The following is a 13091-nucleotide window of genomic DNA, read 5'->3' on the forward strand; positions in this document are numbered from 1 at the left end:
ATAAACAAAAGCTGTAATGAAAAAACAGCTAACTTTACTCAAGGCGTGCTTGCTTATATAAAAACTAAAAATATCGCGGTTTTGTCTCATTAGATAAAAAGGTTTAATTCCCGATTTAATTTGGGAAAGAAAGCGAATGCAGAGTCATTCACTTTCTATTTTGTTATGCACGATAAATATTACTAAGGTAAAGCTAATAAATTATATATAAGGAATAATAATTATGATAAACCAGCCAGAAAATTATCATTCTCAAAACAGAAATAAGTCTACTAAAAAATTAATAGATGCAAGCACAAATATTGTTTTTATAGATCCAAAAGTTATAGATTACCAAAGCTTAATGGCTGGTATCACACTCGGCAGTGAAGTTGTTATTCTTGATCCCAATAGAGACGGTTTAGCACAAATTACCGAGTTTTTAGCAAAACGTGAATCCAATTCAGTTCAATCAATTCACATTGTTTCCCACGGAAGTGTGGGGAGTTTGCAACTAGGGTCAATCAACTTCAACCTGAGCAATCTGGATAGCTACAAAAATCAGTTACAAAAGTGGGCAAGTGCTTTAACTGATAAAGCTGACATCCTACTTTATGGCTGTGATGTAGCCAGTGGTGAAGGCACAAAATTTGTACAGCAGATTAGCCAAATTACTGGAGCAGATATTGCCGCTTCCACTGACAAAACCGGAAGTGCAGCTTTAGGTGGCAACTGGAATTTAGAAGTGAAGACAGGGAAAATTGAGGCTTCTCTAGCATTTAAACCTAAAATAATACAGGCTTACCAATCGATTTTGCCAGCTAGTTTTACTGGCACATACACTCAAAACTTTAGCTCATTAGCTATTTCTGGAACACCAGCTTGGGTTAATGATTCAACTATTTCGGGCTGGTATTCTACGAGAACAACTTACAGCCCTGGTACTGGCAGTAATAACACAGGTGGATTGTACAGTTTTGGTAGTGCTAATAACCCAGACCGGGCACTTGGTTCTCTAGCTTCTGGTACTACAGGAACTATTTATTATGGGTTGCGCCTCCAAAACAATACAGGTTCAGCAATTACTAAATTGCAAGTAAGTTACACAGGTGAACAATGGCGTAATGGTGGTAATACATCACAGCAACAGTTGAAATTCAGTTATCAAACTGGGTCAACTATCACAAGTCTAACAACAGGAACATGGACGCCTGTTACCTCGCTAGATTTCACCGGGCCAATTGCAACTGCAACTGCGGGGGCCCTAAATGGCAATTTGATTGCCAATCGAGTTGTTATAACGCCTGTAATATTTAATCTAGCGACCCCAATCACTAACGGTGAAGAGATTATATTGCGTTGGGAAGATATAGATGATGGAGGCAACGATCATGGTTTAGCCATTGACGATGTATCTATCAAAGTAGATAACACCACCTATATAGTAACTAACACCAATGACAGTGGTACTGGCTCGTTAAGGCAAGCTCTTATCAATGCCAATAACGATCCAGGAATCGAGACAATTATCTTTGATCCGACTGGGATATTCGGTGATGCTACCCCCGACACCATTACCCTCACTTCTGGGGAATTGAATATCACTGAAGGAGTGATAATTCAAGGAACTGGGGCGAATAAACTCACCATCAGTGGTAACAATACTTCCCGTATTTTTAATGCCAGTGCCTCCCTCTCAATTGATGGATTGAAGATAACTGGGGGAAATGCAGGCACTAGTAATAATGGTGGCGGCATCTACAGTACTAGTAGTGTCACAGTCAGCAATAGTAATCTTTCTGGCAACACAGCGACCCTTGGAGGAGGCATCTACAGCACTAGTAGTGTCACAGTCAGCAATAGCACTATTTCTGGCAACACAGCGAACACTAGCGGCGGCGGCATCTACAGCATTAGTAGTGTCATAGCTACCAATAGCACTATTTCTAGCAACACAGCGAACACTAATGGCGGCGGCATCTACAGCACTATTACCACACTTAGTAATAGCACTGTTTCGAGTAACACCGTAAAAGTCAACGGCGGCGGTATCTATTCTGGCGGTGGCACAGTAAGTAATACCACTATATTTGGCAACACCGCTGATAGCGATAACAATAACACAGGTAATGGTGGCGGTATTTATAGATCTGCTGGTACTTGGAGCATCACCAACAGCATCATTGCTGGCAATATTGATTTAGGCAATCAAGGAGCAGATATCTCTGGTGCCAACTTCAATGGTAATGCTTACAACCTGATTGGCAAAATTACTGGTAAAATATCGGGGACTTTGGGTACGGGTACAGATATTATTAACCCCAACCCCGGACTCAAACCGTTAGGAGATTACGGTGGTTCGACACAAACTCACGCTCTAGACTTTAACAGTCTTGCCAGGAATGCTGGCGATCCCGCTTACAATGGTGGCTTAACTACCGACCAACGCGGCACGGATTTTAACCGGATTGAAAGCGGCAGAATTGACATTGGAGCATTTGAATATGTGCTTCCAAAAGTCAGCTTTGGTGCTGCTACGTACAATACAACAGAAGATAGTACCGCCACCACAGTAACTATTTCTGTTACCTTAGATGCCTCTCCTGAAACCGCTGTCACAATTCCTATTGTCGTTAAAAATAGTAGTACGGCGACTAGTGGCAACGATTACACTTTTTCCCCCAATACCATCTCCTTTACTGCTGGGGCAACAGGCGCTAATTTAACACAGCTAATTACTTTTACTATTAACCCAGACGATTTACCTGAGAATGCAGAAACAGTTGTACTCAACTTCGGCACGCTAACAGGGGCTGATTTGGGGACAATAACTGAAACTACTCTAAATATTGCTGCTAATGATGCGATTCAATATGCAATTTCCACTCCCATCTCAACTTTAACTGAAGGTAATAGCGGTACTCAAGCTGTTACTTTCACAGTTACTCGTAGTGGTGGTATTGGCATAGCTAGTACCATAGATTATGTTTTTGATGGTGCGGCAACTTTTGGCAGTGACTATAACAATATTCAAATTACGGGTGGAGGAACTGCTACATCTGGAACTTTAAGCTTCGCTGTTGGGGAAACCACAAAGACAATTACAGCCGATGTTTTGGGTGACAATACACTTGAACTCAATGAAGATATTACTGTTATTCTGAGTAACCCCAGCTTTATAACTGGAGCGCCAAATTCCACAATTACTAACAGTTCGGCTACAGTAAACATCATCAACGATGATAGCCAACCAACTATCAGCATCTCGGATATCTCTGTTACTGAAGACAACACAGGTACAACAACTAATGCTAACTTTACTATCAGTCTTTCTAATCCTAGTTCTCAACAGATTACTGTAAATTACAACACGAGTGATAGTACTGCTAATGCTGCTGACTCTGATTACAATTCGGCTTTAGGGACGATTACTTTCAATCCTGGGGAAACTAGTAAAACTCTTAGTATTGGTGTTTTAGGCGATAACAAATTTGAAACTGACGAGACATTTTCTGTCAATCTTTCGGCTGCAACAAATGCTGCGATCGCAGATAGCTTAGGAGTTAGTACTATTATCAACGATGATAACCAACCAACTATCAGTATCTCGGATGTCTCAATTGCTGAAGGTAACATAGGCACAACAACTAATGCTAACTTTACTATTAGTCTCTCCAATCCTAGTTATCAGCAGGTTACTGTAAATTACAACACGAGTGATGGTACTGCTCAAATTGCTGATTCTGATTACAACTTTGCTTCCGGGACGATTACTTTCAATCCTGGGGAAACGAGCAAAGTTATTAGCATTGGCGTTATTGGTGATAACAAATCTGAAACTGACGAGACATTTACTGTCAATCTTTTAGGTGCGACAAATGCCGCGATCGCAGATACTTTGGGAGTGGCTACCATCATTGATGATGACAACCAACCAACTATCACTATCTCGGATATCTTAGTTACTGAAGGCAATACAGGTACAACAACTAATGCTAATTTTACTATCAGTCTTTCTAATCCTAGTTCTCAACAGATTACTGTAAATTACAACACGAGTGATGGTACTGCTAATGCTGCTGACTCTGATTACAACTCTGCTTTAGGGACAATTACTTTCAATCCTGGGGAAACGAGCAAAGTTATTAGTATTGGCGTCGTCGGCGATAATCAAACTGAAACTGACGAGACATTTTCCGTCAATCTTTCGGCTGCAACAAATGCCGCGATCGCAGATAGTTTAGGAGTTGGTACTATTATCAACGATGATAACCAACCAACTATCAGCATCTCGGATATCTCTGTTACTGAAGACAACACAGGTACAACAACTAATGCTAACTTTACTATCAGTCTTTCTAATCCTAGCTCTCAACAGATTACTGTAAATTACAACACGAGTGATAGTACTGCTAATGCTGCTGACTCTGATTACAATTCGGCTTTAGGGACGATTACTTTCAATCCTGGCGAAACTAGTAAAACTCTTAGCATTGGTGTTTTAGGCGATAACAAATTTGAAACTGACGAGACATTTTCTGTCAATCTTTCGGCTGCAACAAATGCTGCGATCGCAGATAGTTTAGGAGTTGCTACCATCATCAACGATGATAATCAACCAACTATCAGTATCTCGGATGTCTCAATTGCTGAAGGTAACATAGGCACAACAACTAATGCTAACTTTACTATTAGTCTCTCCAATCCTAGTTATCAGCAGGTTACTGTAAATTACAACACGAGTGATGGTACTGCTCAAATTGCTGATTCTGATTACAACTTTGCTTCAGGAACAATTATTTTCGCTCCTGGTGAAACTAGCAAAACTCTTAGTATTGGCGTCATCGGCGATAACCAAAGTGAAGCTAACGAGACATTTTCTGTCAATCTTTCAGGCGCGACAAATGCCGCGATCGCAGATACTTTGGGAGTGGCTACCATCATTGATGATGACAACCCAACAACTGTCAGTATCTCGGATGTCTCAATTGCTGAAGGTAACACAGGCACAACAACTAATGCTAACTTTATCGTCACTCTTTCCGCACCGAGTTTACAGCAGGTTACTGTAAATTACAACACGAGTGATAACACTGCGAAAACTTCTGACTCTGATTACAACGCTGCTTCCGGGACAATCGTTTTCAATCCTGGCGAAACCAGCAAAACTCTTGGTATTGGTGTCATAGGTGATAACAAAGGTGAAACCAACGAGACATTTTCTGTCAATCTCTTCGGTGCTACAAACACCACAATTACTGATAGCTTGGGAGTGGCTACTATCACAAATGATGATGATCCCCCCACTATTAGCATTGCAGATGTATTAGTCAAAGAAGGCACAACAGGGATGATAACTAATGCCAATTTTGTCGTCACTCTCTCGAATGAATTTTATCAACGGGTGATTGTAAATTACAGCACGAGTGATGGTACTGCCAAAGAATCTGACTCGGATTACAATTTTGGGCTGGGGACAATTATTTTTGACTATGGCGAAACCAGCAAAGTTATTAGTATTGGCGTCAGGGGTGATAATAAAGTTGAACCCAATGAAACATTTTTTGTCAATATTTATGGTGCAGCAAATGCCATATTTAATAATAACCAAGGAGTTGGCACAATCAAGAATGATGACTAATCGTTATTGAGCAGAATATTAGCGATCGCTGCAATTATCTCAGCCCAGAGTGGCCGTTGGCAAAATACTTGTATTATAAGTTACGGTATGTTGATTTTTGCGCCAAGCTTTTTGCAAAAAAAGTATTCATTACAACCAAAATTATACTTAGCTGGAGTTTGACTAGCATTTTAAAATTAAGGATTAAGCCATTCTCGAAAAAATTTATCCTAAAATCAAATATTCAGTAAAATTACGTATGCGGATTGAAGTCTTCTCAATGAATAGTAGAATTAGCCCATACAGGAGAAGACTGTGACGCTCTTAAATGCAGCTCAAGTAGAGCAACTAAAGGAAATAACCACACGCTTGCGACAAGTAAGACAAGAAAAATCTATCCGCATAGAAGAAATAGCCTCTCAGACAATGCTTCGAGTAGGTATTTTACAAGCGTTAGAAGAAGACCGATTTGAAGAATTGCCTGAGCCAATTTTTCTGCAAGGATTCATCCGTCGTTATGGAGATGCTTTAGGGCTGGATGGAAATGCTTTATCGTACAGCCTTATAACCAATGTTGTCTGTCAAGATTCTAAAAATGCTCGTCACAATTCAGACAACAAACAAAATACATACATACCTCTTGTTCTGACCTATATTTTATTATTGGTCGGTGCATCTGCTGGTCTTCTTCATATACTTAGTCCACAGCTTACAGCTGAATCCTTGACTCCAGAAGATAATAATCAACAGTCAATAGTCAGTAATCAGGCTAACAAATGACCAAAAAGGCAGAAAGAGTGGAGAGACGCGATTAATCGCGTCTCTACTGAGTAGAGGAGAAGAATTAAGAACCAATGACAAATGACCAATACTTCTCTACGTTCGCGCAGCGTGTCGCAGACAGAGGCTGCGCCCGAAGCGAAGCTATGCCGCAGGCTTTACGACTACGCGGTAGTTGAATCTCGACTTACCTCGACTTCGCTCGGCACAAGTCGCTCGATTACCGCGCAGTCGAAACTCAGTACAAGTGACAAATGACAATTTTCAAGATATTTGCGGTTTACGCAGATGCCAAGTAGTAGATTGCTCATAAGCATAAGCTACCTGAAATAATTGGTCTTCTCGTAGAACATTGCCAATTAGCTGTAATCCTATCGGTAGCCCCTGTTCGTCAAAACCACATGGCAAACTTAAACTAGGTAAACCAGCAAGATTTACAGGAATAGTCATCAAGTCAGTTAAATACATACTCAAGGGGTCAGTAGTTTTTTCCCCTGCTTTGAATGCTGTAGTGGGAGATGTGGGACAAACTAACACATCAACCGCACCAAAAGCCTTTTCAAAGTCTTGCTTAATCAAAGTACGGACTTTTTGCGCTTTCAGGTAATAAGCGTCATAATAGCCAGCCGAAAGGGCGTAAGTGCCAATCATAATCCGGCGTTTGACTTCTGTACCAAAACCAGCGGCACGGGTACGAGTGTACATTGATAGCAGATTATCGGCATCAGGAGCACGATACCCATATTTAACGCCATCGTAACGAGCTAGGTTGGCTGATGCTTCAGATGGGGCGATGATGTAGTAGGTGGGTAAGCCATAGCGAAAACGGGGACAAGAAATTATATGAATTTCTGCTCCTAAGCTTTGTAGTTGATCTACTGCTTTGGTAACAGCTTGTTCCACTACAGGGTCTAAACCTTCACCAAAAGTTTCTTTAATGATACCAATTCTCAGCTGACCTCTGGGTTTGAAGTTTGGTTTTAAGCTAGCAGCATAGTTAGGAATGGCAACTTTCAGGCTGGTAGAGTCTTTGGGATCGTAACCTGCGATCGCACTTAATAATATTGCCGCATCTTCGACTGTGTTTGCAAATGGCCCAATTTGATCCAAAGACGAAGCGTAAGCCACCAAACCATAACGAGAAACCAAACCATAAGTGGGTTTCATCCCCACCACACCGCAGAAAGATGCAGGTTGGCGAATCGAACCGCCAGTATCAGAACCGAGAGCAACTACACATTCTTGGGCAGACACCGCCGCCGCCGAACCCCCTGAAGAACCACCTGGAACTCGTGACAAATCCCAAGGATTAGCCGTGACTTGATAGGCAGAGTTTTCTGTGGAACTACCCATTGCAAACTCATCCAAGTTGGTTTTGCCTACCATTACCGCCCCGGCATCTGCCAGTTTTTGCGTCGCTGTTGATTCATAAGGCGGCACAAAATTTTCCAAAATCCGGGAGGCGCAGGTGGTAGGAATCCCCTTGGTACACATATTGTCCTTGATACCCACAGGAATGCCCGCTAGCAGCCCAATTTCTTCTCCTGCGGCAATTTTGGCATCCACAGCACCCGCCTGCTCTAATGCGCGGTCTGCCGTCACACATAAAAAGCTGTGCAATTTCGGCTCTAACGCTTTAATGCGCTCTAAGGCTTCTTGGGTAATTTCAACGGCAGAACGTTCTTTTTTAACCAGCTGTTGGTGCAACTCGCGGATGGATGCCATGATTGCTCTCTTTGTGACTCAAGTCATTGATTCTAGTACATATTGGTCAAAATTGGGTATTAGTTATTGGGCTTTGGGCATCGCTTATTCTCTTCTGCTTGCCATTCCTCATTCATCTGACTAAGCGGATTAATATGTATTGAAATGTGTTTAATACGTTTTTAAAAACAGCAAATACATGGCTATCAACCATCTATTGAATAGTTTGCCAAAGTTTTCATCTATATTGGCTACTTTTGTGTAAGAGTATAGCAGTGTTTTCTAGTGATATAATTTTGTATTACAACCTTATTAATACTACAAATTTCATAATTTTATCAATTACACAAAATTTTTCGAGGTAAGCTAGGATGATAAAAATAGCCACACGTAAATATTTAGGCAAGCAAAATGTTTATGACATTGGAGTTGAACGCGACCATAATTTTGCGATTAAAAATGGCTTAATAGCTGCTAATTGTTTCAATAAATCCCATTCGACAGCTTATGGTTATGTAACATATCAAACAGCATATTTAAAAGCTAATTACCCATTGGAATATATGGCGGCGCTGTTAACAGCTAACAGTGGTGATACCGATAAGGTACAGAGATACATTACTAACTGTACAAATATGGGGATATCTATAGATCCGCCAGATATTAACCGTTCTGGTGTTGATTTTACGCCAACGGCAGGCAAGATTCTGTTTGGATTTTCGGCAGTGCGTAACGTGGGACAAAATGCGATCGCTTGTATTTTGGAGGCGAGAAATGAGACAGGAGAATTTAAATCACTCGCTGATTTTTGCGATCGCGTGGATTTGCGTGCTGTTAACCGCCGAACTCTGGAGTCGTTGATTTACTGCGGAGCCTTTGACAAAATTGAATCCAACCGCCAACAGTTAATTAACGACTCAGAATTAGTGTATGATTGGGCACAATCTCGTGCGAAAGATAGAGCTAGTGGTCAAGGAAATCTATTTGATTTATTGGGCGACGGCTTTTCTTCAACTCAGAATAAAAGAGCAAATAATGCCTTTGAAACTGCTCCCAAATCTAAACCTGTGACAGATTTACCCCCACAGAAAAAGTTGCAGATGGAGAAAGAATTATTAGGCTTTTATGTATCAGATCATCCACTGAAATCTTTACGGCAAATAACACCACTTTTGACACCAATTAACCTTTCACAACTGGGAGAACAAAGAGAAGATACAAGACTTTGTGCAGTAGTCATGTTGAATAACGTCAAAAAAGTGGTGACAAAAAAAGGCGATCAGATGGCAATTCTGCAAATAGAAGACCTCACTACACAATCAGAAGCTGTAGTTTTTCCGAAAACTTATGAACGCATTAGTTCCTTACTCCAAGTTGATACTAGATTGATTATTTGGGGAAAAGTAGATCGACGTGACGAGCAAACTCAATTTATTCTTGAAGATGCAGAACCAGTAGAAACAGTACAAATGGTAATGGTGGAGTTAAATCCCCAGCAAGCAGGTAATATGGAAGACTTACATCGCTTAAAAACAATTTTACAAGAGCATTCAGTAGACAAAGAAAAGGCAAAAATGCCAGTGATTGGAATTATTCAAACTGAAACTTCTCGTAAACTTGTTCGCTTAGGTTGGCAATTTTGTGTACAAGATTCTAGAATAACTGTTCAAGCTTTGCAAAACGCCAGTTTTCCTGCTCATATAAAATCGCTGACTGGTAGCTGAGGCCAGGAGTCAAAAATCCACCAATACTAAAAAGCAACTTAAAAATTCGTTTTATTGAACTGTCAACAGTAAATTGCCTTAAGTATGCAGGGTTTAAATCGTTTTTTTAGTTACTTATGCTGATGATAATTTCCTTGAGGGAGTGGTATCTTTTTATGCTAAGACCCTTAAGGCTGCGACCGGGGGAAGGAGTTAGAACTTGATGATCGTAAATGAGCTACATAGATTTGTTTCATACTGTAAAAAAATTCAACCCCAAACTCACGAGGACATTCAAAAATTTTTTGAAGGAGTAATATTATTTCCTTATGATAAGGAACTTCTATTGCAAGCTTATTTATTTCTGAATATTAAAGAATTGTTTCCCTCGTGCGCTGAATTGCTGTTGTTTGAAAAGTCTCCAATTTCAGATTATACAGATTTAGGGAAGTGTGATTTTGTCTTTCTGACTTTTAAAGGTAGTCTGTTTTTAATAGAAACTAAGTTTATTGATACAGAAGCCACTGGAGCAACAGAGCGAAAAAGAAGAAATAAACATAGAAACAAGGTATTTGAACAAGTTATTACTTTAAAAGGTCGATTTAGCGAATATTGGAATATGAGGCTAGACCAATTAGAGTGCGGGGTTTTCACAACAGATGCAGAAGTTGCTTGGCGAGGAAATGGTGTGAATGTCACATCTAAATCGATATCTATAGATAAGCTCGAACAATGGCGAAGAAGTTATCATAGTAGTGAAAAATTTTTATCTCATCAAGATGGATCAAAGTTTGAGGAGAAGGTGAATTTGAAAGGTTGAACTAAGACCCAAATATAGTTATTACAGTGAATGGTGTATGGGGCATAAAAGTAATTAACAATGCCACATACACCAACCCAGAGAAATTATCTGGGTTTTCCTTCCCATCAATCTCTACTGCCAAACATAGATCAGGACAAACAAAATAATCCAGATAACATCGACGAAGTGCCAAAACAATGAAGTTGCATTGACGCCGAAGTGACCTGTATCGTAATTGCCAGGGATGAAAGAACGGATCAAAATTATTAACTGCAACAGGATACCAGTGAAAACGTGCAAACCGTGGAAGCCTGTAAGTAGATAAAACGTTCCACCAAATACCCCGGAAGTGAAACCAAAGGCGAGGCCGTTCCATTCAATCGCCTGTCCAACTAAAAAGTAAGTTCCCATCGCCATTGTTGCCAAGAGAAACAGGCGGAATTTTACTAAGTCGTGGCGTTGAAGGGCGCGTTCTGCTAAGTAAATTACAAAGCTACTAGCAACCAGAATTACTGTGTTGATTGTCGGTTCTTTTACTTCTAGTCCAGAAACACCTGCTGGTAGCCAGTTAGGGGTTGTTGTTTTGTAGATGGCATATCCAGCGAAAAAACTTAAGAAGATGACGCTTTCTGAGAGGAGGAAGACGATGAAGCCAAACATTTTGTTGCCTTCTTCGTCGTGGGTATGTTCTGCGGCTGTGTGGTGCAATTCTTCGGAATTGATATAGCTGTCCATTTTGGTTTTTGAGGGGGAGTTTGAAACGCAAAGGTACGCTAAGGGAAGCGCAAAGGTGCGCGGAGGGTTTTTGCGTCTTCCCGATGGTTGGCGTTTATTCTGGGAGGTTGGCTGTCAAGCGTTCTGATTTACCGTAGCCGTAGGGTTCGGAGATGATGATGGGAGTTTCTTCAAAGTTTTCTACTGGAGGGGGTGAAGAAACTAACCACTCTAGTCCGATTGCTCGCCAAGGATTAGCGGGTGCTTTCTCGCCTTGCATCCAAGAAATCACCATGTTGAATATGAAGGGCAAGGTGGACATTCCTAAGAGAAATCCGCCGAGGCTAGCGATGATGTTCCAGAATTGATACTCAGGGGCGTAAGAAGCAACTCGGCGTAACATTCCTTGCAATCCCAAGGGATGCATGGGCAAAAAGTTGAGGTTGGTGCCGATGAAGGCTAACCAGAAGTGGATTTTACCCCAGCTTTCGGAGTACATCCTTCCGGTCATTTTAGGGAACCAGTGATAAATGGCTGCAAATAAGCCCATCGTCACAGTTCCGTAGAGGACGTAGTGGAAGTGTCCGACTACAAAGTAGGTATTGTTAACGTGGACATCGACTGGCACGGAGGAAAGCATAATGCCTGTGATTCCTGCGAAGACAAACATGACTAATGCACCCAAGGCAAACAGCATGGCGGTATTTAGCCGCAGTTTACCGCCCCAAATAGTTGCTACCCAAGCAAACACTTTAATTCCTGTGGGGACAGATACACACATCGTCGTCATCATGAAAATCAACCGCATCCAGCCAGGAGTACCGCTGACGTACATGTGGTGTACCCAAACAATGCCGCTAACTACGGCAATCAAGATAGATGAAACGGCAACTACTTTGTAACCAAATAAGGGTTTACGTGAATAAACCGGGAAGATTTCTGAGAAAATGCCGAAGACAGGCAAAATAATCACGTAAACGGCTGGGTGGGAGTAAAACCAGAAGTAATGCTGGAACATCACTGGATTTCCACCTTTGGCAGGGTCAAAAAAGGCAGTGCCAGCTAGTGAGGTCAAGTAGCAGCATCACCGCACCAGCTGTCAGTGCTGGAAGTCCAAATAGTTGGATGATTTGGGCGCTAAATACTGCCCAGACAAACAACGGCATTTTGAAGAAGCCCATTCCTGGGGCCCGCATCTTGACAATGGTGGTGACAAAGTTCACTGCCCCCATAATTGAGGATACGCCGGATATTGCCACCGCTAACAGCCAGAGAACTTGACCATTAATTAAGTTACCTGTGGGATTCTGGAGACTGACTGGTGGGTAAGACCACCAACCGGCTTGGGCTGGGCCTCCAGGGACAAAGAAGCTACCCATCATCAAAATCCCAACTACTGGTACCATCCAAAAGGCGACGGCATTCAGGCGGGGAAATGCCATATCTCGCGCCCCAATCATTAGGGGCACTAGATAGTTAGCAAAACCAACTAGTGAGGGAAATGTCCACAAGAACAGCATCACAGTGCCGTGCATGGTGAACATACCGTTGTAGACGGTGCGATCGACTAAATCTGATTCGGGTGTCATCAGTTCTCCCCGCATCACCATCGCAAAGATACCGCCGACGAGAAGGAAGAAAAATGAGGTGACGAGATACTGGATACCAATAACTTTATGGTCGGTACTAAAGCTGAAGTATTCTTTCCAGCTACTCGGAGATTCGTGGTTAGGCTTCTCATCAGGGAGAAGGATACCTTCAATAGGAACATTAGTCATGGTTACTTTCC

General features: G+C 41.6%; 6 protein-coding genes and 1 pseudogene. 4 read left to right on the plus strand and 3 right to left on the minus strand.

The features are described from left to right. The first annotated feature begins 223 nt into the window (after nt 1-223). Both QUD05_RS14175 and QUD05_RS14180 read left to right on the plus strand, forming a co-directional pair. A complete protein-coding gene (locus QUD05_RS14175) occupies nt 224-5620 on the plus strand; it encodes a Calx-beta domain-containing protein (protein WP_289796618.1) in 5397 nt (1798 codons plus the stop codon). Nucleotides 5621-5914: 294 nt separating this feature from the next. Further along, nucleotides 5915-6379 carry a helix-turn-helix domain-containing protein gene (locus tag QUD05_RS14180; protein ID WP_289796619.1) on the plus strand — a complete coding sequence of 155 codons (465 nt, stop codon included), beginning with the start codon at nt 5915-5917 and terminating at the stop codon, nt 6377-6379. 264 nt (nt 6380-6643) lie between these two features. On the opposite strand, the gene gatA is transcribed toward QUD05_RS14180, so the two are convergent. Further along, complete coding sequence (gene gatA, locus QUD05_RS14185; protein ID WP_289796620.1) at nt 6644-8104, minus strand: Asp-tRNA(Asn)/Glu-tRNA(Gln) amidotransferase subunit GatA; 1461 nt, start codon at nt 8102-8104, stop codon at nt 6644-6646. Between the two features lie 350 nt (nt 8105-8454). Here gatA and QUD05_RS14190 point away from each other — a divergent pair, with 350 nt between their 5' ends. Both QUD05_RS14190 and QUD05_RS14195 read left to right on the plus strand, forming a co-directional pair. After that, complete coding sequence (locus tag QUD05_RS14190; RefSeq protein ID WP_289796621.1) at nt 8455-9807, plus strand: helix-hairpin-helix domain-containing protein; 1353 nt, start codon at nt 8455-8457, stop codon at nt 9805-9807. 202 nt (nt 9808-10009) lie between these two features. Beyond that, the gene (locus QUD05_RS14195) at nt 10010-10606 is read left to right on the plus strand and encodes a hypothetical protein (RefSeq protein ID WP_289796622.1); all 597 of its coding nucleotides are present in this window, start codon (nt 10010-10012) and stop codon (nt 10604-10606) included. Between the two features lie 114 nt (nt 10607-10720). Here QUD05_RS14195 and QUD05_RS14200 read toward each other — a convergent pair whose 3' ends face one another. Continuing rightward, nucleotides 10721-11323, minus strand: coding sequence for a cytochrome c oxidase subunit 3 (locus QUD05_RS14200; RefSeq protein ID WP_289796623.1), 603 nt, complete (start codon nt 11321-11323; stop codon nt 10721-10723). Between the two features lie 94 nt (nt 11324-11417). Next, nucleotides 11418-13080 (minus strand): annotated as a pseudogene (ctaD, locus tag QUD05_RS14205) (cytochrome c oxidase subunit I). Nucleotides 13081-13091 lie beyond the last annotated feature (11 nt).

Origin of the sequence: Nostoc sp. GT001, assembly GCF_030382115.1 — a bacterium.
Taxonomy (GTDB): Bacteria; Cyanobacteriota; Cyanobacteriia; order Cyanobacteriales; family Nostocaceae; genus Nostoc.

Coding starts and splice junctions, on each gene's coding strand:
- QUD05_RS14175 (WP_289796618.1), top strand. CDS start 224: ATGATAAACCAGCCAGAAAATTATCATTCTCAAAACAGAAATAAGTCT.
- QUD05_RS14190 (WP_289796621.1), top strand. CDS start 8,455: ATGATAAAAATAGCCACACGTAAATATTTAGGCAAGCAAAATGTTTAT.
- QUD05_RS14195 (WP_289796622.1), top strand. CDS start 10,010: ATGATCGTAAATGAGCTACATAGATTTGTTTCATACTGTAAAAAAATT.
- QUD05_RS14200 (WP_289796623.1), bottom strand. CDS start 11,323: ATGGACAGCTATATCAATTCCGAAGAATTGCACCACACAGCCGCAGAA.
- gatA (WP_289796620.1), bottom strand. CDS start 8,104: ATGGCATCCATCCGCGAGTTGCACCAACAGCTGGTTAAAAAAGAACGT.